This is a genomic window from Bradyrhizobium sp. UFLA06-24 (assembly GCF_054967145.1).
In genome coordinates, this window is sequence record NZ_JADFUE010000001.1 from 498012 (window position 1) to 521196 (window position 23185).

The 23185-nt window shown below is 65.1% G+C and carries 21 protein-coding genes; 7 read left to right on the forward strand and 14 right to left on the reverse strand.

Annotated features, from left to right (window positions below):
- Positions 1–7: 7 nt before the first annotated feature.
- The 3 genes from IF809_RS02175 to IF809_RS02185 form a co-directional block, all read right to left on the reverse strand.
- Positions 8–1438: a TolC family outer membrane protein gene (locus tag IF809_RS02175; RefSeq protein ID WP_128967355.1), complete on the reverse strand. Its 1431-nt coding sequence runs from the start codon at positions 1436–1438 to the stop codon at positions 8–10.
- Positions 1439–1625: 187 nt separating this feature from the next.
- The gene (locus IF809_RS02180; RefSeq protein WP_128967354.1) at positions 1626–2405 is read right to left on the reverse strand and encodes an enoyl-CoA hydratase; all 780 of its coding nucleotides are present in this window, start codon (positions 2403–2405) and stop codon (positions 1626–1628) included.
- A 135-nt stretch (positions 2406–2540) separates the two neighbouring features.
- Positions 2541–3230, reverse strand: coding sequence for a hypothetical protein (locus IF809_RS02185; protein ID WP_462836696.1), 690 nt, complete (start codon positions 3228–3230; stop codon positions 2541–2543).
- A gap of 288 nt (positions 3231–3518) precedes the next feature.
- Here IF809_RS02185 and IF809_RS02190 point away from each other — a divergent pair, with 288 nt between their 5' ends.
- Together IF809_RS02190 and IF809_RS02195 are read left to right on the forward strand one after the other, a co-directional pair.
- Positions 3519–4064 carry a sigma-70 family RNA polymerase sigma factor gene (locus IF809_RS02190; protein WP_128967352.1) on the forward strand — a complete coding sequence of 182 codons (546 nt, stop codon included), beginning with the start codon at positions 3519–3521 and terminating at the stop codon, positions 4062–4064.
- Between the two features lie 2 nt (positions 4065–4066).
- Positions 4067–4705: an NrsF family protein gene (locus tag IF809_RS02195; RefSeq protein WP_128967351.1), complete on the forward strand. Its 639-nt coding sequence runs from the start codon at positions 4067–4069 to the stop codon at positions 4703–4705.
- Here IF809_RS02195 and IF809_RS02200 read toward each other — a convergent pair.
- Positions 4702–5802, reverse strand: a complete 1101-nt coding sequence (locus IF809_RS02200; RefSeq protein ID WP_128967350.1) for a DUF2336 domain-containing protein — start codon at positions 5800–5802, stop codon at positions 4702–4704. The genes IF809_RS02195 and IF809_RS02200 overlap by 4 nt on opposite strands.
- A 63-nt stretch (positions 5803–5865) precedes the next feature.
- A complete protein-coding gene (locus IF809_RS02205) occupies positions 5866–7023 on the reverse strand; it encodes a GGDEF domain-containing protein (protein ID WP_453991966.1) in 1158 nt (385 codons plus the stop codon).
- A 436-nt stretch (positions 7024–7459) separates the two neighbouring features.
- On the opposite strand from IF809_RS02205, the gene IF809_RS02210 reads away from it, so the two are divergent.
- The 4 genes from IF809_RS02210 to IF809_RS02225 all read left to right on the forward strand — a co-directional run bounded on the left by IF809_RS02210 (position 7460) and on the right by IF809_RS02225 (position 11559).
- Positions 7460–8029: a sigma-70 family RNA polymerase sigma factor gene (locus tag IF809_RS02210; protein ID WP_164938793.1), complete on the forward strand. Its 570-nt coding sequence runs from the start codon at positions 7460–7462 to the stop codon at positions 8027–8029.
- Positions 8026–8718: a hypothetical protein gene (locus IF809_RS02215; protein ID WP_462836697.1), complete on the forward strand. Its 693-nt coding sequence runs from the start codon at positions 8026–8028 to the stop codon at positions 8716–8718. Before IF809_RS02210 ends, IF809_RS02215 begins: the two co-directional genes overlap by 4 nt.
- 16 nt (positions 8719–8734) lie before the next feature.
- Positions 8735–10417, forward strand: coding sequence for a S8 family serine peptidase (locus IF809_RS02220; protein WP_462836698.1), 1683 nt, complete (start codon positions 8735–8737; stop codon positions 10415–10417).
- 479 nt (positions 10418–10896) lie between these two features.
- Complete coding sequence (locus tag IF809_RS02225) at positions 10897–11559, forward strand: TIGR03809 family protein (RefSeq protein ID WP_462836699.1); 663 nt, start codon at positions 10897–10899, stop codon at positions 11557–11559.
- 114 nt (positions 11560–11673) lie between these two features.
- Here the strand turns inward: IF809_RS02225 and IF809_RS02230 are convergent, their stop codons facing one another.
- The 3 genes from IF809_RS02230 to IF809_RS02240 form a co-directional block, all read right to left on the reverse strand.
- Positions 11674–13044 carry a TIGR03808 family TAT-translocated repetitive protein gene (locus IF809_RS02230; protein WP_462836700.1) on the reverse strand — a complete coding sequence of 457 codons (1371 nt, stop codon included), beginning with the start codon at positions 13042–13044 and terminating at the stop codon, positions 11674–11676.
- Between the two features lie 95 nt (positions 13045–13139).
- Positions 13140–13799 carry a pyroglutamyl-peptidase I gene (locus IF809_RS02235; RefSeq protein ID WP_462836701.1) on the reverse strand — a complete coding sequence of 220 codons (660 nt, stop codon included), beginning with the start codon at positions 13797–13799 and terminating at the stop codon, positions 13140–13142.
- Between the two features lie 55 nt (positions 13800–13854).
- Positions 13855–14460, reverse strand: a complete 606-nt coding sequence (locus tag IF809_RS02240) for a CGNR zinc finger domain-containing protein (protein WP_462836702.1) — start codon at positions 14458–14460, stop codon at positions 13855–13857.
- Positions 14461–14547: 87 nt separating this feature from the next.
- On the opposite strand from IF809_RS02240, the gene IF809_RS02245 reads away from it, so the two are divergent.
- Positions 14548–15450 (forward strand): haloalkane dehalogenase, encoded by a 903-nt coding sequence (locus IF809_RS02245; protein WP_128967342.1) that lies wholly within the window; start codon positions 14548–14550, stop codon positions 15448–15450.
- A 58-nt stretch (positions 15451–15508) separates the two neighbouring features.
- On the opposite strand, the gene meaB is transcribed toward IF809_RS02245, so the two are convergent.
- The 6 genes from meaB to IF809_RS02275 form a co-directional block, all read right to left on the reverse strand.
- Positions 15509–16498 carry a methylmalonyl Co-A mutase-associated GTPase MeaB gene (gene meaB / locus IF809_RS02250; protein ID WP_128967341.1) on the reverse strand — a complete coding sequence of 330 codons (990 nt, stop codon included), beginning with the start codon at positions 16496–16498 and terminating at the stop codon, positions 15509–15511.
- A gap of 57 nt (positions 16499–16555) precedes the next feature.
- Entirely contained in the window at positions 16556–17542 is a 987-nt protein-coding gene (locus IF809_RS02255) for a tripartite tricarboxylate transporter substrate binding protein (RefSeq protein WP_128967340.1), read from the reverse strand.
- Positions 17543–17658: 116 nt separating this feature from the next.
- Positions 17659–18420 carry an RsiV family protein gene (locus IF809_RS02260; protein WP_244659306.1) on the reverse strand — a complete coding sequence of 254 codons (762 nt, stop codon included), beginning with the start codon at positions 18418–18420 and terminating at the stop codon, positions 17659–17661.
- Positions 18421–18636: 216 nt separating this feature from the next.
- Entirely contained in the window at positions 18637–20793 is a 2157-nt protein-coding gene (gene scpA / locus IF809_RS02265) for a methylmalonyl-CoA mutase (RefSeq protein WP_128969405.1), read from the reverse strand.
- 21 nt (positions 20794–20814) lie between these two features.
- Positions 20815–21279, reverse strand: a complete 465-nt coding sequence (locus IF809_RS02270; protein WP_462836703.1) for a GFA family protein — start codon at positions 21277–21279, stop codon at positions 20815–20817.
- A complete protein-coding gene (locus IF809_RS02275) occupies positions 21276–23147 on the reverse strand; it encodes a methylmalonyl-CoA mutase family protein (protein WP_462836704.1) in 1872 nt (623 codons plus the stop codon). The genes IF809_RS02270 and IF809_RS02275 overlap by 4 nt, the downstream gene beginning before the upstream one ends.
- Between the last annotated feature and the right edge of the window lie 38 nt (positions 23148–23185).

Sequence of the window (23185 nt, forward strand, 5' to 3'; positions counted from 1 at the left end):
CGAAAAGTTACTGCCCCGACGGCGTGCGCAGGCCGTGCCAGGCGTCTCGGACCTGATGGTAGTGCACTTCGGGCAGATAGTCCGGGGTGTTCAGGCTCAGCGTCTTGACGTCGAGATGGCCGACCGCGCTGAGCAGCGTGTAGGAGGCGATGACGCGGTCGCGCAGCGCGCCGATCAGGCGGGCCCTGGCCTGGATCAGATCGGCCTGCGAGTTCAGCACGTCGACCGTGGTGCGTTGTCCGCCGGCGGCCTCGCGCTGCACGCCCTGGAGCGCCACGGTCGCGGCCTTCACCTCGGACTCCGAAGCCGACACCGCGATTTTGGCGCCTTCATTGGCGACCCAGGCGCTGACGGCGGCGGTGCGTGCCTGGTTGCGCACCTGGTCGAGCACCAGCCGGCTCTGCGCCGTGACTTCCTTGGCCTGCCGGGTCTGCGAGGCGGCCTGGCCGCCGTCATAGATCGGCGCGGTGACGTTGGCGACGATCGAGGCCTGGTCGGTGGCGCGGGTGCCGAGTGTCTGGTCGCTGTCGCGGCTGCGGCTGACGCTGCCCTGGAGGCTGGCGCTCGGCAGCAGCGCGCCCTCGGCGACGCGGATATTGGTCGAGGCGACGTCGACGTCGAAGCTCGCGGCCATGACCGCCGGGTGCTCGCGGATCGCCATCGCGATCGAATCCTCGCGGCTCTTCGGCAGATAGCGATCGACCACTTCGGCAGGGCGAAGCGCGGTAGGCGCATTGCCGATCACCTGGGCGTAGGTCGCCTGGCTTACCGCGAGGGCGACCTCGGCGGCATTGAGATCGGCAAGGCCGCGATTGAGCCGCGCCTCGGCCTGGGCGGTATCGGTCGGGGTGACGTCGCCGGCGTTGAGACGGCGCTGGGTGATGGAAAGCGTCTCACGCAGGAAGGCGACGTTGGAGCGCTGGGCTTCGACCAGCGACTGGTTCGCCAGCACGTTGGTGTAGGCGGTAACCGCGTCGAGCAGCACGCCCTGACCGACATTGCGCAATGCCTCGCGGCCGGACTGCACCTGGAGTTCGGCGACCCGCACGCTGTTGGCAGTGCGGAAGCCGTTGAACAAGGTTTGCGACACCGTGACCCCGATGGTCCAGGGCTTCAGCGACGCGGTCTGAATCGTATTATCCGGAAGCAGGTTGCGCACCGCCTGCAAGCCGGCACTGAGGCTCGCCACGATCTGCGGCCGATAGCCGGCCAATGCCTGCGGCACGTTCTCGTCAGTGGCGCGTTGTCTTGCGCGCTCGGCATTGAGTTGCGGATTGGTCTGGTAGGCCTTGACCAGCGCTTCCGGCAGGGCCTCGGCGTGGGCTGCAGCGGGCAGGGCGCAGCAGAGCGCCAGCGTAGTCCATGTCGCCAGGACAGGACCCACGCCCGATCGACGCCGCGTCCTCACGCGACCAATTCTGGCGGCACGCCCAATCATGTAATCCCGCAAACCCCGGCTGTCCGCCCCCGCCGACGGCGGCTCTCTTAACTGTTTACCCAGCGCCGGTCGCGCAGGCAAACTGCCGCGGAGGAAACCCCCATGAAATCCGTGCTTGTTGCAGGCGCGTCACAGGGGTTCTGCGGAAAGGGGCGCAGCCTTACACCAGCCTGACCGTCCGTCGGCTTTACCGGTTCTTGTTCACCGGCTTGCGCTTCTCGATGAAGGCAGCCATGCCTTCGGAGCGGTCTTCGAGCGCGAAGGTCGCGTGAAACAGATTGCGCTCGACGCTCATGCCTTCACTGAGCGTGGTCTCGAAGGCGCGGTTGACCGCCTCTTTGGCCATCGCGACCGCCGGCCGCGACATTGCGGCGATCTTCTCCGCGGCTGCCATGGTCTCTTCCATCAGCTTGTCTGCCGGTACGATACGGCTGACGAGGCCACTGCGCTCGGCTTCCACCGCATCCATCATGCGCCCCGTGAGGCAGAGATCCATGGCCTTGGACTTGCCGATCGCACGCGTCAGGCGCTGGGTGCCGCCGATGCCGGGGATGGTCCCGAGCGTGATCTCGGGCTGACCGAATTTGGCGGTGTCGGCGGCGATGATGAAATCGCACATCATGGCGAGCTCGCAGCCGCCGCCAAGCGCGTAGCCGGCGACCGCCGCGATGGTCGGCTTGCGGCAGCGTGCGATACGGTCACCGCCGATCGCGGCAAAGTCCTCGGAGAACATGTCGATGAAGCTCTTCGGCTGCATCTCCTTGATGTCGGCTCCGGCTGCGAAAGCCTTTTCGCTGCCGGTCACGACGATGCAGCCGATGGCGTCGTCGGCTTCGAGGTCGTCGACGGCTGCTGCAATCTCGCGGAAAACCCCGAACGAGAGCGCGTTGAGCATCTTCGGCCGGTTCAGCTTGATGATGCCGACCGCGCCTTTGCTTTCGACGATGATGTGTTCGAACGTGCTCATGCTCCACCCGCGCTTTTGATTGAGCCGGCAATGTGCCCGCTGGCGGGGTGGGCTTCAAGGGGCCAGGAGCCGCCGGGACGCGCGCAACCCGCGCGCCCCCGAGGAGTATCCGTCAGGTCAAAAATTAAGCCCGGATCAGGCCATGAACATGCGCGCGGCGGAGGCCAGTGTCAGCAGCGTACCGACGCCGATGAAGATCTTGCCGATCAGGGAGCTCTGGTCCCAGGCCGAGTTGGGCTGGCTGCTCGCCATCACCGGCGCCGGACGCGGCTGCGCATCGGTTGCGGCGATCACTGCTTTCTGGGCGGGCGGGCTGTCCTGTTGCAGGGCGCGATCGAGGTCGTTGAGCTGGTCGGACGCGACCACCTGGCTCTCGGCATTGGGAGCCGTGGTGTTATCCGCTGCCGCCTGAACGTTGTCGTTGGCGCGCCCTGTCATTGCGGTCGCCGCAGCCGCAGGCGGGGTTGCTTCGGCAGGAGCCAGCTGCGCATTGGCATTGGCGACTTCCGGCGGCATCTGGCTCGAGCCCGGCACGTCGGCGCTGGCCTCTGTGCCAGCCTTGTTCCCAGTCTTGGCCCCGTCGGCCTGCGCCGTCGCAGCCGTCTGGTCGGGCTTGTCGGCTTTGTCGTCGGATTTCTGCACCGTCTTGCTGTCGGTATGACGGCGAGACGAATGGCTTCGCGGCTTGGCTGGCTTGCTCTCATCGGCCTGTTTGCTGGCGCTCGTGCCGGCCGCAGAGCTCGGCGCGGCCTGCGCCGTTAGGCCGGACAGCAGCAATCCTCCGGCCAAAACCACCAATGCCGCGCATTCGCTGGCTTTCATCATGTCGACGATCTCCCCAATACGCCCGTCCCGGGGGCGAACAGAGACCCTGGTGCATGACGACAGCGGGGCAAAAAGTGGGAATCTTCGGGCCACACCGGGCAAAACCGGGGCAAAGCGGTTGGGCGCCCCGGCCGGCCGGGTGCGGCACGGGCCGATCGGTGTTATGAGCCTGACCGGACGATCTGCGGCTGCTTCGGGGCGAGGCCCAGTGATCACGACTTCGTGATCGGTTGGGCTCCGGCGTAACAAATTGAAAGAGCGGCCGAATTGCAATGGTGAGGGGCGCGCGTGCGCGGACGTGAGGACGAATGGACCGGCCTGATGCGGTCGGCCATGGCAGGCGATGATGCGGCGTATCATCGGCTGTTGAAAGCGGTCACGCCGGTGCTGCGCGCTGCTGCGAGGCGCGGCCTGGCGAGGGCCGGGCAGCCTCCCGATCAGGCCGAGGACATCGTGCAGGAGATTTTGTTGGCGGTGCATCTGAAGCGGCACACCTGGGACAGCGAAGCGCCCTTCGCCCCCTGGCTGTTCGCGATCGCGCGCAACAAGCTGATCGATGCGCTGAGGCGCCGCGGCCGGCGCGTCTTCGTCAACATCGACGATTTCGCCGAAACGATGCCCGGCGAGGCGCCGCAGGAGAGGGCTTCGGCGGGCGAGGTCGCCGCGCAGCTCGACACGCTGCCGCAGCGCCAGCGCGACGTGTTGCAGTCGATCGCAGTCGATAGCGCCTCGATCAAGGATACGGCGGCGAAATTCTCGATGAGCGAAGGTGCGGTGCGGGTTGCGCTGCATCGCGGGCTTGCGGCCCTGACGGCCAAATTACGAGACAACTAATCATGGACACCGATCAACTCATCCGCACGCTCGCGGCCGACAACGCCCACCGCGCTCCACGCGTCGGTGCGTTGCTGACGACGGGCCTTTTGGTCGCGGCGCCGCTGTCGATCCTGATCTTCGCGACGTTCCTGGGCGTGCGTTCGGACGTGATGAGCGCCATGCACAATCCGTTCTTCGACATGAAGTTCGCAGTCACGCTGTCGCTCGCGATCCCCGCGATCATCATCAGCCTGCATCTGTCGCGGCCCGAAGCCTTGATGCGCGGCTGGGGTTGGCTCCTGTTGCTGCCCGTCGGACTGCTTGCGGTTGCCATCGGCAGCGAGGCGATGATGGCACCGGCCATGCCGATGACGATGCGGCTCGTCGGCAAGAACTCACGGGCGTGCCTGTCGGCGATCCCCGCAATGTCGCTGCCCCTTCTTGCCGGCGCCTTGTTCGGCCTGCGTCACGGCGCGCCGTCGCGGCCGGCGCTCGCCGGCGCACTCGCCGGCCTGCTGTCGGCCGGGCTTGCCGCCACGCTCTACGCTTCGCACTGCACCGACGACTCGCCGTTGTTCGTCGCGACCTGGTACACGATCGCGACCGCGGTCGTGACGGCCATCGGCGCGGCGGTCGGGTCGAAGGTGTTGCGGTATTAAGCCGCCGACGTCGTGTTCTGCATGCGATGGAAACGCAGCACCTGCTGGGCGGTGGAGCTGCGCAGCGCCTCGTAGGTATCGCGCAGCGACAGCATGTCGGTTTGCGAGCCGCCCGAGAGCTTTTCGCGCATGGCGATGATCGCGCGCACGCTCGACCATTGCATGCCGGCGACCTTGGCGAGGATCATGACGCCCTCGGTGCGGCTCTCGATCATGATGGTCTCGGCAGTCTCGACCGCGACGCCGGCCAGCGCCGCGAGGCCTGCATTGGTCTCGTCGAACTTGCCCTGCTCGGCGAACGTCGTGACCTGGAACTCGTTGAGACGGCCGTCGTCATGGAGCGACTTTACGAGCGCACGTGCCATCTCGGTCTGCCGGGTCATGGCGGCGGTACGGACCCGCAGCGCCGCCTCCCGGACCACGCTCGACACCTCGTCGGCAAGTTCGGGGTGGGCGGCCTGCAGCTTCCTGCGCACGCTCATGGAAGCCCTGGCGACCAACTTCAGATAATGATGGCGCGGCAGGTCGGGCCGCAGGCCGATGCAGGCGGCAAGGTCGTCGTCGCGCTCGGCGCGCGTGACGAGATCGGCGAGGCTGTCCTCGGAGAGCCTCGCGCCCGGATTGCTGACGGTCGACTGCACCACGTCTTCATTGCCGCGAGTCACCAGCACATCGGTCAGCGCCTCCGACAGCACCCGCCGTAGCGAGATCGCCTTGAGATGGGCCTGACTTTTGTTGCGCGCGATCTCGATCAGGGTCGTCTCGTCCAACCGCTCCGACTTGGAAAGCACGGGGCCGGCGACTTCGATAACGTCGTCGAGCGCGAGCGTGCGGATGATCTGGGGCGGCGCGGTGTTGATCGGCGCGAGCCGGTCGGCGAGCAGCACCTTCGCCGATGTTTCGATCTGCTCGATCAGGCACTGGAAGACGTCGTCGAACACGCGGATGTGGTCGTCGGAGTAATCCACCGCGTTGCCGACAAAGAGATCGGTGATGCGGCGCAGCGTCTCGACCCGGCGCGCGACCGTGCCGTGCGCGAGCGCGGTCTGCAATTCCTCGAGCAAATTTGCGGATGACTTCACGGATCTCGATCTCATAGCCCTGTCCTGGAGCGTTCAGTCCGGCGGCGTCTTCTCACGCGCCGGCAGCAATTGAAGTGGTCAGCCCGTGGCAATGCGGTTGCGCCCTTGCGCCTTGGCAGAATAAAGCGCGCTGTCCGCGCGCGCGAGGAACGTGTCGGCAGTATCAACGTCGCGCAGCGTCACGACGCCGGCGGAAATCGTCACGCTCATGGCTGGCGAGAATGCGCTCCAGTCGAGCTCGGCGACGATGCGGCGCAGACGATCGAGCATGCGTGAGGCGGCCTCGCTCGTGGCGCCGGGCAGCAGCAGCAGAAATTCCTCGCCGCCATAGCGGCCGAAACGGTCCTCGGGCCGGATGTTGGCGAAGATGGTGAGGGCGAAGGTCCGCAGTACTTCGTCGCCGACGGGATGGCCAAAGGCATCGTTGATGCGCTTGAACCAGTCGAGGTCGATCAGCGCGATGGCGCAAGGGCTGCCGGTCCGACGCGATTTCTCTATCTCGGCGTCGAGAAGCCGCATGATGCAGCGGCGGTTATAGGAGCCGGTCAGTTCGTCGAGTTCGGCGAGCTCCTCGATGCGCCGATAGGCGGCCTTCAGTTCGTTGCTGCGCTGGTAAAGGATCTTCCGCAACGTGGCGCCGAACAGGCCGAGGAAGGCGCACTGCCCGATCACCAATGCGAAACACAGCATCGAAGCGGCGCGCTCGATGCGGCTCGCAACCGGCAACCCGATCGGCAGGTCTGAGCCCAGGAACACGAAGGCGAGCCCGCAGGTGGCAAGACCCCAGGTGACCATCGCCTGCCGCGAGGTCATGCGCAGTGTGCCGAATGCGAAGATCAGGAACAGCACCGCCAGAAAGGCGATCCCGAGGGTCGGCACCGACACCAGGAACACGAATTGCAGCGCCATATGCGCCGAGATCTGGAAGACCGTCAGATAGTGGTCGGCGAACCTGTCGCCGACGCCGGCTTCCGACAGCACCGTGAAGGTGCCGATGATCAGCAGACCCCCGAACCAGAACAGCGTCGGAACGTTGGTCGAGACGGCGCCGTCGAAGGCGTAGAGCAGCAGCACCGAGGCGCCGAGCGAATAGCTTGCGACCTGGCCGACATACATCTGGCGGCGCTGCCGCATCCGTCGCGCGCACACGTCCGGGGACGTCGCATCGGACGCAAGCACGAGATCCGCAACCTCAGCGGCATTCCGCTCCGGAAAGGACGTTGCGGCCGTGCTCATGGTCCCGCCAATGGTGGATGTCAGCCGAAAAAATCTACGTGGCAAGCCTTTAGGTTTGGTATCCTTTTCGAACCGAATCCAAACGGGCCACTGGCCGGTGACGGGCCTTCGGCGGTGCGGGATTTTGCAGCCAATTAGGCATCGCAGGCGATATCGCGGACCAAAGCCGGCGCCGCGCGACATAAGGTGCATGGGGCGTGTTATGGACCGGGCTCGATCGGGCCGTCTGTGCCGGCCCACGGCAAGTCCGAAGAGAGCGTTTCCATATTATGTTACCGTTCCAGAGAGAAGCGGACGACCGCAGGTGGGACAAGGAAACCGCACGTATGTGGGGTAGATCACACAGGTCCCCGTATGAGTGCGGTAGGTTGAACAATTTTGCACCTCCCGTCGAACCGTCCTCCGCATCGACCCGACCAACCTTGCGAGACGGCCTTTGAGCGTGACACAGGCGGCTACGGACGAGGTCCTCATCGCCAGGATCGCCCAAGGTGACCGGCTCGCCATGCAGGTGCTGTACGGGCGGCACCATGTCAGGGTCTACAGATTCGGGCTCAGGCTCGTGCGGGACGAGCAGACGGCGGAAGACCTCATCAGCGAGGTGTTTCTTGACGTCTGGCGTCAGGCCGGCAAGTTCGAGGGTCGGTCCGCTGTTTCCACCTGGCTCCTGGCCATCACCCGATTCAAGGCCCTGTCTGCGCTTAGGCGTAGAAAGGATTTTGAGCTGGACGACGAAGCCGCCAACGCGATCGAGGATTCCTCCGACGATCCGGAAACGGTGGTGCAGAAGAAGGATACCAGTGAAGCGTTGCGGGAGTGTCTAACGGGCCTCTCGCCGGACCATCGGGAAATCGTCGACCTCGTCTACTACCACGAGAAGTCAGTAGAAGAGGTGGCCGAAATCGTCGGGATCCCGGAGAACACGGTAAAGACGCGCCTGTTCTATGCGCGCAAGAAATTGGCCGAACTGCTGAAGGCAGCCGGCATTGAGCGAGGCTGGCCATGATGGCATTGAGCAAGAAGATGCTGGAGCAAGAGCCCAGTGAGATCGAGATGCTGCTGCCTTGGCACGCCGCCGGCACGCTGAACACACGTGATACCCGCCGCGTCGAGGAAGCGCTCGCCAGCGATCCGGAGCTTGCCAGACAATATGCGGCGATCCGCGGCGAATACGAAGAGACCATCCACCTGAACGAGAGCCTGGGGGCTCCGTCGGCCCGCGCGATGCAGAAGCTGTTTGCCGCGATCGATGCCGAGCCGGCGCGGTCGACGGGTTCACTGCCGCTGTCGACACGTGTCGCCGCGTTCTTTGCAAGCCTGTCGCCGCGCACGCTGGCGTGGTCGGCAAGCCTCGGCTCCATCGCGCTGGTGCTGCAGGCCGGCATCATCGGCGCCGTGCTGATGAAGACCCAGACCTCGACCTTCCAGACCGCATCGCTCTCGACCGGCGCGCCGATCACGCGCGAGCTCGGAGCGGCTGCGCCGTCGCGGGCGCTGGTGCGCTTCACGCCCGAGGCGCGCGTCGCCGACATCACCGCGCTGCTCGATAACTACCAGGCCTCGATCATCGGCGATGCCAAGGGCGGCATGTTCCGCCTCCAGTTCGACAAGGCGATGAGCCAGGATGAGCTGAACGCGCTGCTCGCAAGGATGCAGCGCGAGAAGTTCGTCAATCTCGCCGTGGCAGCGCCCTAAAGGCGCCTTCGCACCCATGATGCGCAAGCCCGAGAGTCAGTTGCGAGCCGGGGCCCATGCTTCGTCGGTCGGAGCTGCGCTCCTGCTCGCCGCCTGCCTCGGCATCGAGGTGGCGCACGCCCAGGCGATCATGCGTACGCCTACGATCAATCTTCCCTCGCGCACGCCGACGATCTCTCCGAACGTCGCGGCACGCGCCATGAACGTCGATCGCGGTCCGCGCGTGACGACGGTGCCTCACATCACCGCGCGGATGGCGCCGGACCCCGTTCTGCCCTATGCGCACTACTCGCCGAACCTCTATCCGGCCTGCTCCGCGCCCTATCGCGATGCCGACGGCGAGTGCCTCGGACAGCCGAATGGGGGCGGGGGTGGCTCCGGCAAATCGGTCAAGAAGAGCGCCGGCAAGGGACGAGGCAACAACACGCCCGCCACCGTCGACACGCGAAGCTTTGCCAACGAATTCGTCGCCGAGATCGACAGCGCGCTATCGCCTACCGAAGCCGACGAACTCGCGCGACGTCACGGCTTGACCCGCGTCTCGTCGGAGAATTTCCCGTTGATCGGGGCCACGGTGGGCCTGTTCCGCATTGTCGACGGCCGGCCCTATGAGACGGTGCGGCGCGAATTCGCGGCCGATGGCAGCGTTCGCTCGCTGCAGCCGAACTTCCGCTACCTGCTTCAGGACCAGAAGCCGGCCGTGCCGACCGAAGGCGATCCGGCGCAATACGCGCTGTCGAAGCTGCGCCTGCCGCAGGCGCACACGCTGGCGCACGGCACCAACGTCACCATTGCGGTGATCGATTCCGGGATCGATGCCAGGCACCCGGAACTCGCCAATTCCATTGCCGACAATTTCGACCCCCTCGGCAGTGGCGAGGGGGCCCATGTTCACGGGACCGGCATTGCAGGCGCCATCGTCGCGCATGCGAAGCTGATGGGCAGCGCGCCGGAGGCGCGCATCATCGCCATCAGGGCCTTCGGCGGCACCACCGGCAGCGCCGAGAGCTCGTCCTACATCATCCTGCGCTCGCTCAACTACGCCGCCGAGCACGGCGCCCAGATCGTCAATATGAGCTTTGCCGGTCCGAAGGACGCGATGATCGAGCGCGCCATTGCCGCGACCGCTGCGCGCGGACTGGTGCTGATCGCGGCCGCGGGCAATGCCGGCGCCAAATCGCCGCCGCTTTATCCCGCCGCCAATCCCAACGTGATCGCGGTCAGCGCGACCGACCAGCAGGACAGGTTGTTCACCGCCTCCAACCGCGGCAACTACATCGCCCTGGCTGCGCCCGGGGTCGATATCTTCTTGCCGGCGCCCGACGGCAAATATCAGATGACGTCGGGCACCTCGTTCTCCGCGGCCTATGTCTCCGGCGTCGCAGCACTGCTGCTCGAGCGCAACTACGCCCTGAAGCCCGAAGCGCTGCGCATGACGCTGGCAAAGACCGCGCGTGACCTCGGTTCCCCCGGGCGTGACGATCTCTACGGCGACGGCGAGGCCGATGCGTTTGCCGCGGTGACGGCCGTTCCCGCCGACAACACGACACCGGTCGCATCTGTAGCAGGTACAACTAAACGTGAAGATGCCGAGAAGCGTCGCGAGGATCCCGGCGTCCGCGCGATCGAACAGCCGTCGCTATCCAGTGCGGACGATAAACCCACGGTTTCTCAGGCAGATAGACCGGCGGCGCGCTAGCGCCTGCGACACCATTGCGCGCGGGCCAAACGTTAAAAAATCAAACGCCGCTTTTGAACGTTCAGCCCGCTGTCACGACCAAATTATGTGGGAGCGGTCATCCCTCCCCATCAGTCATATCAGGCGCGAGCGCCCATCCACCCCAAGCGCCCATATGGCTTGACCCGTCCGGTTGTCCCCCCGGACGGGTCTTTTCTTTTCAGCGTCTGATTTCTTGAAGCGTCTTGCGCGGTCAGCTTGCGGTTGAGTCCGGGCGTTGATCGTCGCCGGGAGTCGGGGCCGGCGCGCAGCAAGCCCGCTATGCTTGTGCGAAGCTTGACTCGCAAACCGCTGAAAACTCCGCACGACTACGGAGTTTTGTGACGAGAGCCGTGTCGTTGCTGGACAAGTCAAATCTTTTCCACAAAATATTCATGTCGCTTCTAAATTGATTCGTGTGCGTTGCGTCGCGTCCGTATTTTCTCCAAACGGGCTGATTTATGACACATCGCCAAGAGTCGGTTCGTGCCGCGGCTGCAGGTCGCGACATTGCTGCACGCTGGTGCGCTCTCGCCGAGCAGCGGCTGGAGCATCTCTCCGAAATGTTCGAGACCGGGCGCTGGCGCCGCTATCACTCCGAACTCGCATTCCTCGAAAACATCCAGGAAGCCAAACGCGCGGTCGAGACCTGGCGCGCCCTTGCGACTGGTGGGGATGTCGCCGCGGCCGCCGCCAGCGTGTCCTCCGCATTCGGCTGGTCGCCCGCGACGATGCCGCGCGTGTTTCCGCGCGAGCAGGCCCAGACCGTGCAGGCTCAGACGCTGCAGCCGAAGGCCGTGCACATCGCGCGCGAGAGCGCCGTTCCGGTCAGGCTCGAGCCGAAGCCGGACGTGCTGGCCGAAATCGTCGAGGCGCCGATCGCCCCGCTTGCCGCACCAACGGCCGAGGTGGCCGCTCTGATGGCGTCGTTCACCGCGCCCGCGGAGATGCCGACGCTCAAGGCACCCGCCGCGAGACCAGCGCCGGCTGCAATGGCGACGCTTCTGCCGCAATTCACCCCGCCAGCCGAGGAAATCGTCGCCGCCCCCGAGCGCGTCGTCGAATTCACCTTCAGCCTCGACGGCATCGAAGCGAAGTACCCGCTCCTGAGGAATACGTTCTAAACGCTGCTGAATGACTCACGCTTCTCGAACCCGTCGTCCTGAGTGCGAGACATGGGACGCAACGCGTCCCATGGAGAGCCTCGAAGGATGAACGGCCCAGCTATCGCCGCCTGTCTACTGCCGCACAGCATTCCCGCCGACCACCACCTGCGCAAAACGTTGCGCGCCGTCCGCCGACAGGTCTGACGTCACGGCACGCGCGTGGTCGAGGCCGACCACGGCGCCGCGCGGGGTTTCCGAAATCATGTTGTTGTTGACGAGCGCGGTGCCGGCCCCGGGTACGATGGAAACGCCAACGCCGGCCAGCGCCTTGCGGATCACATTGCCCGTGATCGCCACGTCGCGCAGATATTTGCCCCAGCCGGCGACGATGCCGTAGGACGGCGCATTCTCGATCACATTGCCTGATACCGACGTGTCAGCCTCGATGTAGATGCCGACTCCTGCATCGTCGTCAGGAGCGGTGCCGATCGGCCGCTTCGGGATCAAATTGCGGATGATGTTGCCCTGGACCACCGCAATGCGGCCACCTTCGTTGAAATTGCACACGGAGACGCCGACGGCGGCGCCATCCACGGTGTTGTTGGCGATCACCGCGGCCTCGAACGCAAACTCGGAATAGAGCGCGACCTCGCGCACGTCGCTGACGCTGTTGCCCGATATGTGGATGTTGGAGGCCGAGTTGCCGCGCACGGCGGAATAGTCGCAGTTCTTGATGCGGTTGCCGCGAACGATGACGTTGCCGGCGCGGAAGGCGTTGATGGCGTTGCCGTACTGGCCGGAGCCGCCGGGACCGGCCTTGATATCCTCGATGCGGTTGTCCGCGACCAGCGTCCCGTCGTCGCCGATGGCGGTGCGCAGGATCTCGATGCCGTTGTCGCTGGTGCCGACAATGGTGTTGCGGGACACGCTGAGGCCCCTCGCATCGAACGAGACCACAGCGGTGACGGCGATCTTGGTCAGGATGTTGCCGGAGATATCCCCGGAGACCTGCTCGAGCCAGATGCCGCTGCCGCCGGATGCGGTGATCGCGCAATCGGTGATGCGGATGTCGCGTCCGCCGAGCACATGGATCAGCCCGCGTCGGGTCGGCAGCGGGATGCCCCCGCCGTCGAAGCTGATGCCGCTCAGCCCGATCGAGTCAGAGCCGTCGCTCTGGATTGCGGAGGCTCCGCCAGTGAAGACAAGCTTCGTCGCACCGCGCACGCCGATCAGCTGCGCTCCATCACGCAATCGTAATAGTCCGGTGCGGTAGACTCCAGGCGGAAGTGCCAGCGGCACCTGCGCGCGGGCCGTCTCGTCGATCGCACGCTGGAGGGCTCGCGTTTGATCCTCGTTGCTGCCGGGCCGTATGCCATATTGGGTCGCATCGCGGCCAAGCAGCGACGTCAGCGGCGCCCCGCGGGCAGCGTCAACAGGCATGGCGAGCGCGCCGGCGATGCCGGCGGTCGAAGCTCCGATGAGATGACGGCGATTGAGGTCCATGACGCGTCCTCCGGCGGACGCGGGAGAGTCCGCGAAAGGTTAGGTAGCGCAGGGCGGGCGGGATCGCCGGGATTGTTCGCGGTAGGGTTAAATGTTTACCGCAAGGTCTGCGTGTTCCGCGCTTTCCGCGCCAACCCCACCATCTCCATCAGCATCGCTTCCCCGGCATCCACCAGCTCATCCAGCGTGATCCGAGGGGCGCCTTTGCGGCGCATGGCGCTGTCGCGCGTCAGGAGAGGAATGTGAATGAACGCCGCCAGCCGCGGCCCGCCAGCGTTGACGCTCTCGATCGCGCGCCAGCTCAAGTAGTTGCAGAGATAGGCGCCGGCATCGCGCGAGGGGCGCGCATCGATGCCGGTCAGCCGGGCGGCGCGCAGCAGCCTTGCGGTGTGCGGGCCGAAATTCATCGCGTCGGCATGACCGGCGATGCCGCGCTTGCTCGAACGGGTATTGGCGGCATCGGGCCAGAGCATGGTGACGGCATTGCGCGCGCGGCTCTCGATGCGCAAGTAAGGCGTGCGCGCGGCGAGGCCGAACATCAGCAGCGCATCCGGCTTCACCTTTGCCAACAGCTCCGGCAATTGCCGGTCGACCGCGGCGTAGGTCACCGGAAAGATGTGACGCGAGATCGCGACATCATCGAGCGCCGGACGGCGCAGTTGCGCCAGTCGCGTGACCAGCGGCTGGGTCGGATTATGCGGCGCTCCGGGAAATGGGCCGAAGCCGGTGATGAGAAGGCGGAGTTTGTCGGACAATGGATTGGCTCCCGCTCATGTCTATCACGGCATATCCGATCCGGCGAGCTGCCGGCTAGGTCTCCGATCCGGTTTCATGCCTGTGCCGCTCGCGATAGGTCCGGGTCTTCTCCCGGTTGCCGCACAGCGTGGACTGGCACCACCGCCGCGTGCCGGGTTTGGAGCGATCGAAAAAGACGCGTTGGCATTCGTCCGCTGCGCACATCTTCAAACGGTCGAGCGTCCCGGCCGCAGCGGCATTGTACAATTCGGCGATGATCATGGAGAGGCCGGCCTGCGCGTCCGTCTGCAACGGGATCAGTCCAAATCCATCCTTGCCGATGCTGGCGACCCGGAGCGCAAACGGCTCCATCGCCTTGTCGAGGCGCGTGGTGATGGCGGACTTGCGATGACGTTCCGCAGGATCGCATCTAAGATAATCCCGCATCGCGCCGCGCAATTGCAAAGCAGCTTCGAAGGTTTTTTGAGACGGCAGCACTGCGCGATCGACGAGCCGGCGCTGTTGCATCCAATCGCCGAGCGCAGCGGCGTCAGGCAGTTCCTCCGCCTGCTGATGCTGCACGCCGTGATGGATGAAGTGCCGTAAGTCCAGCGTGTTGGCGAAATCATAGATGTTCGCCAATGCATCCGGCACCTGGAACTTGCGCGATTCCTTCGACATGAACACCACTTAATGACTTTTGACGGTTGACTCAAGTCACCGGTATTAATAGTTTACTGGTGTCGAACGAGAGAACGGAGTTTCATCATGTTGCACGTCAATCATCCGCCAATCTCGACCGAGGAAGTCTCCTACCGGAAGTACATCGAGGTGCTGGATACCCAGATGGCCTATGTCGATGTCGGATGCGGCGACCCGATCGTGTTCCTGCACGGCAACCCGACGCCGTCTTATCTCTGGCGCAACATCATCCCGCATCTGCTGCCGTACGGCCGTTGCCTCGCGCCGGACTATGTCGGCATGGGCAATTCGGGTCCTGCACCGAACGGGTCATATCGTTTCGTCGATCACCAGCGCTATCTCGACGCCTGGTTCGACGTGATGGGCCTGAGCAGGAACGTGATCCTTGTCGTGCACGACTGGGGTTCGGCGCTCGGTTTTCACTGGGCCAATCGTCATCCCGAGAGGGTCAAAGCCATCGTCTACATGGAGGGCATCGTGCGCCCGTTCCGTTCCTGGGCCGAATGGCCCGAGGCGACGCGCGCCTTCTTCCAGGCGCAACGGACTCCGCAAGGCGAAGACATGATCCTGCAGAAGAACCTGTTCATCGAGTACCTGCTGCCGCTGCGCCATATCGCGCCGGAGGCGATGGACGTCTACCGCCGCTATTTCCGCAATCCCGGTCCGAGCCGGCAGCCCATGCTGACCTGGACGCGCGAATTGCCGATCGAGGGCGAGCCCGCCGATGTGGTCGCGATCGTCGAGGCCTATGCGGATTGGATGTCGAAGAACCGGATCCCGAAACTGTTCATCGATGCCGAGCCGGCAGGTTTTCTGATCGGCGCACAGCGCGAGTTCTGCAGAGCCTGGCCCAATCAGCAGACCGTCCTTGTGAAGGGCTCGCACTTCCTGCAGGAGGAGGCGCCACAGGAGGTCGGCGAGGCGACCGCCCGCTTCGTCTCGAAGGTGCTGGCCGGACAGATCAGCTGAGCAGTAGGGGCTCGTGCTTCGCTTCACCTCTCTTTCTCAGGGCAAAGGTGAGGCGGTCTCAATGCAGGAGCTTCATGATCGCCTCCGCGGCGAGAGCCGGCGTGAGGTGACCGTCGGCTACCTCGGATTCGATCTTCTTCACCCTGGCGCGGACGGAGGCCTCGCTGCGCAGCCGCGCCAGCATGCGCTGTTCCAGCATCGACCACATCCATTTGACCTGCTGGTAACGCCGGCGCGCGGCGAACTCGCCGCATGCGTTCATCGCCTTGCGGTGGTCCAAGACTTTCTGCCAGAGCTCGGCGATGCCGGTGCCGGCCAGCGCCGAATAGGTGACGACCGGCGGATGCCAATGTTCGGACCGGGGGCTGAGGATATGCAGCGCGCCGCGATAGTCGGCAGCAGTGATGTTGGCACGCTTGAGGTTGTCCCCGTCGGCCTTATTGATCGCGATCATGTCGGCGAGCTCGACCAGTCCCTTCTTGATGCCCTGCAGCTCGTCGCCACCGCCGGGCAGCATCAGAGCGAGGAAGAAATCGGTCATGTCGCAGACCGCAGTCTCCGACTGGCCAATGCCGACGGTCTCCACCAGAACGACGTCGAAGCCGGCCGCCTCGCACAAGAGCATCGCCTCGCGCGTCTTGGCGGCGACGCCGCCGAGCGTGCCCGATGACGGCGAGGGGCGAATGAAGGCCGCGTCGGACGCCGACAACCGTGCCATCCGCGTCTTGTCGCCGAGAATCGAGCCGCCGCTGCGTGCCGAGGACGGATCGACCGCGAGCACGGCGACCTTGTTGCCTCGCGCGATCAGGTAAGTGCCCAGCGCGTCGATGGTGGTGGATTTGCCGACGCCGGGCGAACCGGTGATGCCGACGCGAACCGCCTTGCCGGTGTCGGGCAGCAGCATCTGCAGCAGCTCGCGTGCCAGCGCCTGATGGTCGCTGCGCCGGCTCTCGACCAGCGTGATGGCCCGCGCCAGCGCCGCGCGATGGCCGGTGCGCAAGTCGCGGGCGAGGGTGGCGATATCAAGCGGAGTCTTCTTCTCAACCATGCCCTGCTTTACAACGGCGGGAGCAGGCAGGCGAGGGGCCCTCAGGCCCTTGGTCGTTCAAGCCTTGGCAAAACCGGCGGCCTTCATGGCCTGGCCCATCTGGCGATCCGCCTGGTCCATGAAGGTCTCGAACTGGCCGGCGTCGCGCCACACGGTGCCAAAACCGCGTCTGGTCATGAAGTCCTTGAATGCGGGGGAGTCGTAGACCTTCTTCAAGGCTGCAGTGAGCCTGGTGGCGATCTCCGAGGGCAGGCCCCTGGGGGCGCCGATGCCGCGCCACGAGCTGGTGGAATAGTCGACGCCGAGCGTCTCTTTCAGCGTCGGGACGTCCGGGAAGCTCGGATTGCGCACGTGCGCCATGATCGCAAGGCTTCGCGCCTGACCGGCCTCGATGGTGGCGCGTGCCTCCGGCACCGAGCAGGTGGTGAGGTCGAGGCTGCCCGCAGCGAGGTCCTGCATGGCCGGTGCTGCGCCGTTCGACGCCGACCATGCGACCTGGTTTGCCGGCAATCCCATCGCCTGCATCCAGCCGACCAGGGCGAGATGCCAGATACCGCCTTGCCCCGTGCCGGACGCCCTGAACCGTCCCGGCGGCGAAGCCTTGATGGCATCCATCAGCTCTTTCGCGGTCTTGTACGGCGAGGAGGTGGAGACCTGGACGCCGGGCGGATCTTCGTTCATCAGCGCCAGCGGGGTGAAGTTCCGCGGTGTCAAATGCGTCATGGCCTGCCAATGCAGCATGGCGATTTCGACCGTGAGCATGCCGATGGTGTAACCGTCCGGTCGCGCGGTTGCGATCTCGGCATGGCCAACAACGCCGGACCCGCCGGTGAGATTGACGACGTTGAACGGCTGGCCGAGCTCCTTCTCCAGCAGCGTGGCGATGATGCGCGCCGTTGCATCCGTGCCGCCGCCCGCGCCCCAGGGCACGATCAAACTCACCGGCCGCGCCGGATAGGCTTGCGCGCGTGCAGGTGCGAGGAGAGCAGACGTTGCGGCGGCCACAGACGAGGCCGCGAAAATGCGGCGGGTGATTCCTGGCATCAATGATCCCGGCGGCGCCCGCAGGAATCGGGCTGGTATCGAGGCGACATGTTACGCGGTCTTGCACGGATGTCGCAAGCGGCCGCTCCGGGGCGGCGTAAGCACGGGTTCCCTGCCTATGGTTGTTCGTCAGCGTCGCCCTTCGGCCGCGCACCGCCGAAAATGCGTGCCCCCTCAGGTGTCAGAAAGGGCTTCAGTGATTCCCACGGGACGAAGGCGACATATTGGCCCTCGGCGTAGGGGCCGACCGCATAGGGTGGGTAGTGAAAGGTGAGGCCGGAACTCTTGCCTGTTTCCGTCGATGGCGCGAGCGTCACGGCGCCGATCTTCAGCAGGCTGGGTGCGAGATCCCTGAACCAGTCCTCGGTCGCGGTCTCGCTGCTGTCGCGCTTCTTCTTCTCGATTTGCAACGAGGCGATCACGGCTTTCACCATCGCCTTCATGGTCGGACCATTGTCGGCGGTTTCGGTGAAGAACGGGCGGATCGAGATCCGTTTGGTCTCGGACTTGTCCCAAACGATCGTGTTCACGTCCGAATTGGGATGAGCGCCATGGGTATCCATGTAATCGTCGCGCAACACGCTGACATAGCGGTCGGCAACCACCGAGCGGATCGAATATTTGCGCTCGAAATCCCAGCCGCCGTCCTTGAAGAATTGCGGATCCTGCTTGCGCGCGGCGGCAGCTTCGGCGGCGTTCTTGTCGAGCCACTTCTTGCCTTCGGCCAGGCAATCGGCGGCGAGCGGCGCATCTGCCTTGATCCTGTCGTCGAGGAAGACACGGGCTTCAATGTTCCTGTTCTTGATGACGGCGTCGGGCTTGGGGTCGGCGGCGAGGGAAGGGTAAGCGAGGGCGATCGTCGCGACAGCGGAAAGAATTGCGAGGAGGCCGGCCCGCACATTTGCACGAAGATATGTCACTTCAATATCCATTGATTTGTATCCGACCGCCGTCGCGGCGCTCGGACGCCTGCATGAGCATAGCGACCGCAAAATGAACCAGTGCAGAACGCGCGGTGCGAAAACTCGGTCGTGAAGATTGGTCGCGATTGTCCGCCCACCGGTTTGATGCAGCCAGACCGAGGGGCGGCGGATCTACTCCGCCGCCTCGCTATGTCCGAGCCGGGCATTCAGCTTGCGGATCAGCTCCTCGGCGGCGTCCGCGATCACGGTGCCGGGCGGGAAGATGGCCTCGGCGCCGGCGGCGTAGAGCGCATCGTAATCCTGCGGCGGCACCACGCCACCGACGATGATCATGATGTCCTCGCGTCCCTGCTTCTTCAGCGCGGCCTTCAGCTCCGGCACGGCGGTGAGGTGGGCCGCGGCGAGCGAGGAGACGCCAAGAATGTGCACATCGTTCTCGACCGCCTGCCGCGCCGCTTCGTCGGCGGTGGCGAACAGCGGTCCGATGTCGACGTCGAAGCCTATATCGGCAAAGGCCGACGCGATCACCTTTTGGCCGCGGTCGTGGCCGTCCTGGCCGATCTTGGCAACCAGGATACGCGGGCGCCTTCCCTCGGCTTCCTCGAAGGCATCGATCAGCGCCTGAACCTTCTCGACCTGGTTGCCCATGCTGGATGCTTCCCGCTTGTAGACGCCGGTGATGGATTTGATCTCGGCGCGGTGCCGGCCGAACACCTTCTCCATCGCGTCCGAGATTTCGCCGACGGTGGCCTTGGCCCGCGCCGCATCGATCGCGAGCGCGAGCAAATTGCCATTACCTTCGCCGGCCGAGCGCGTGATCGCGGCGAGCGCGGCATCGACGTCCTTCTGGTTACGCTCCGCCTTCAGCCGCTTCAGCTTGTCGATCTGAAGCCGGCGGACATTGGTATTGTCGACCTTCAGGATGTCGATCGGCGCCTCATCCGTCGGCCTGTACTTGTTGACACCGATCACGGCCTGCTTGCCGGCATCGATCCGGGCCTGGGTCTTGGCCGAGGCCTCTTCGATGCGAAGCTTGGGCACGCCGGCCTCGATCGCCTTGGCCATGCCGCCGAGCTCCTCGACCTCCTGAATGTGGCCCCAGGCCTTGGCGGCGAGATCGCGGGTCAGCCGCTCGACATAATACGAGCCGCCCCAGGGATCGATGATGCGGGTCGTGCCGCTCTCCTGCTGCAGGAACAGCTGGGTGTTGCGGGCGATGCGCGCGGAGAAATCGGTCGGCAGCGCCAGCGCCTCGTCGAGCGCGTTGGTGTGCAGCGACTGGGTGTGGCCTTGCGTTGCCGCCATCGCTTCCACGGTCGTGCGCATGACGTTGTTGAACACGTCCTGCGCGGTCAGCGACCAGCCCGAGGTCTGGCTGTGCGTTCGCAGCGAGAGCGAGCGCGGGTCTTTCGGATTGAACGGCTTGAGCAGCTTCGCCCAGAGCAGGCGCGCGGCGCGCAGCTTGGCGACTTCCATGAAGAAGTTCATGCCGATCGCCCAGAAGAACGACAGTCGCGGCGCGAAGCGGTCGACGTCGAGCCCGGCGGCCAGGCCGGCACGTAAGTATTCGACGCCATCGGCGAGCGTGTAGGCGAGCTCGAGGTCCTGCGTCGCGCCGGCCTCCTGCATGTGATAGCCGGAGATCGAGATCGAATTGTACTTCGGCATCTTTTGCGAGGTGTAGGCGAAGATATCCGAGATGATCCGCATCGAGGGCGCAGGCGGATAGATGTAGGTGTTGCGCACCATGAACTCTTTCAGAATGTCGTTCTGAATGGTGCCCGACAGCTTCTCCGGCGGCACGCCCTGTTCCGCGGCTGCTGCGACGTAGAGCGCCAGGATCGGCAGCACGGCGCCGTTCATGGTCATCGACACGCTCATCTGGTCGAGCGGGATGCCCGCAAACAGCGTGCGCATGTCATAAATTGAATCGATCGCGACGCCGGCCATGCCGACGTCGCCGCCGACGCGCGGATGGTCGCTGTCATAGCCGCGATGGGTGGCGAGGTCGAACGCGACCGAGAGACCTTTTTGTCCGGCCGCGAGGTTGCGGCGGTAGAACGCGTTGGAATCCTCGGCCGTGGAGAAGCCGGCATATTGCCTGACCGTCCAGGGCTGGTTGACATACATGGTCGGGTAGGGGCCGCGCATGAACGGTGCGATGCCCGGATAGGTCTCGAGGAAATCCAGCCCGGCGAGATCAGCCTCGCCATAGACGGGCTTCACCAGAATGCCCTCGGGTGTCAGCCACGGCTCGGCGCTGCCGCTCGGAGCGGCGCCTGCGGTTCGCTCGAATGGAACATCAGCGAAATTGGGAATGCGGCTCATGGCTTCAACCATCATAAACGCTCAATCGTGATCCGGATGCTGATGGCTGACGATCGTCGCCATCTTCTCCGGTCCGTAATTCTGCTGCGTGGTCTGGCTCGGCAGATTGGAGATGCCGACCACCCAGCCGAGGCGGGATTCAGTTCCGAATTGTCGCGTCGGGATAACTCGGTCGGGGCGGTCGAACGCCCCGGTCATGATCTCGATCCGGTCGCCGTCAATGCGACCAAAACTCAGCGGTGTGCCGCAGGCGGCGCAATAGCCGCGGTCGGCGATCGTGGAGGAGCGAAAGAGTGAGGGCTTGCCCTTGGTCCAGGCGAAATCCGTCTTGTTGATGTCGGCGAAAGAGGCGAACGGCGCGCCGGTCGCTTTTTGGCACATCCGGCAATGGCAGATCGAAACCCGGTTTGGCGCCGCGGTCAGCGCAAAGCGCACCGCGCCGCATTGGCAGCCGCCGGTGAGAACGGGTTTGCTCGTCTCGGTCATGCCTGCTCCATCCGAAGGTAGGCTTCCTGCAGCGTTGCAAGCGCATCGCCACCGGCGAAGACGAAGCCGGTGACACCTGCGGCCCGCAGCGCCGCCTCGGCTTCCGCAGGGCGGCCTGCCAGATAGATAAGTCGCGCGCCCGCCGTTTGCAGGACCTTTGCCGCGGCTTGTGCGTGTTCCGCATAGACCTTGTCGCTGGAACAAAGGCAGGCAAGGCCGGCACCGGAGGTCTTGAAAGCGGCAGCCAGCGCGGCGGGATCGGCAAAGCCATCACTGTCGAGCGCCTGGATGCCGCCGGCCTCGAAGAAGCTCTTGGCAAAGGTCGCGCGCGCCGTGAAATCGGCGGGCGTGCCGAGATTGGCCAGGAACACGCTTGGACGCGCGCCGCGTGCCTTCAGCCCGGCATCGGATTTGTTGCGCAATGCTTCGAACGGTTGCGCCAGCCGGATCGGCGGCAGCGGATCGAACTTGTACTTCTGCTCGCCGTAAGGGGTGAGTGCGATCGGCGTCGCCTTCAGTACGGCCGTCTCGTTCTCATGCAGGTTCGGAAACTCGCTCGCGCCGGTCAGGACGTCGCGGCGCTTGGCGATATTGGTCTCACGTGCTTGGCGCGTGGCGGCGACCTTGCTCTGGAACACACCCTGCTGAAGCGCGGCAAACGCGCCGCCGGCTTTCTCGCTCTCCTGGAACAGCGCCCAGGCCGCCTCGCAGAGCTGTGCGGTCAGGGTTTCGATGCCGCCGGCGCCGGCTGCGGGATCGCTGACCTTGGCGAGGTTGCTCTCTTCGAGCAGCACGAGTTGCGTGTTGCGTGCCACGCGGCGCGCGAACGGATCGGGCAGCCCGAGCGCCAGCGTGTGCGGCAACACCGTGATCGCATTGGCGCCGGCAAGGCCGGCTGCGAACGTCGCAATGGTCGCGCGCAGCATGTTCACGTAGGGGGCGCGCTGAGTCAGCATGCGCCAGGCGGTATCGGCGGCAATGAACAACGGCTTCGGCGTCAGGCCGCATGCGGCCTCGACGCGCGCCCACAACAGCCGCAGTGCGCGGAACTTTGCCATGGTCAGGAATTGATCGGCATCCGCGGCAAGCCGCGCATAGACCATGCCCTGCGCCTGCTCGAGCGGAACGCCGGCGCCTTCGATCGCGCGGAGATAAGCAACGCCGCAGGCGAGCACGAAGGCAAGCTCCTGCACCTCGGAACCTCCGGCATCGTGGATCACCCGTCCATCGGCGGAGGCGAACGGCCCCTTGAAGCCGAGCGCGGCAAGGCCCTTGATACCGCCGGTGACGGCAGGAACGATCTCGTCCCAAGTGTAGGGGCTATGACCCCACACCGCGCCGGCCGCGAGCGGATCCAGGCCGAAGCGGATGTTGCAGGCGGCGGGATCGAGACCATTGCTCTTCACATATTCCGCGACATGGATCGCGGCCATCCGTGATTGCGGTCCGATCTCAAGCTCGATGCCGATGCCGGCATCGAGATGAATGTCCTTCAATGCTTTTGCGACCGCATCGGCCAAAGGTTCCAGGCCGAAGCCGCGAGCGCCGTTGGCGCCGGCGAACACCAGCGCGAGTCCCGTCGCCCCGTTCTCCAGATCCTGCAATGCCTGCGTGTTCGCGAGAGCCGCATCGGGATGGTCGATCCGCTGTATGATCTGCCATGGTGCGGCGGCCGGCCGTCCCGCCACCGGCGCAACGCCCTTGGCGCGCGGGTAGAGCGGCTCGATCTTCAGGCCGTCATAGGTCTTGCCGACCAGCTTCTCGAACGGCGCGCCCTTCAGCACGCCGTCGACCAGCTTGCGCCAGTCCTCGACGGTCGCCTTGGGAAAATCGGCCGCCAGCGGCAGATCGTCAGTCACGGAGGTCATGCGGCCAAGGGCTCCCAAACGGCTTTTTATTCGCAGGC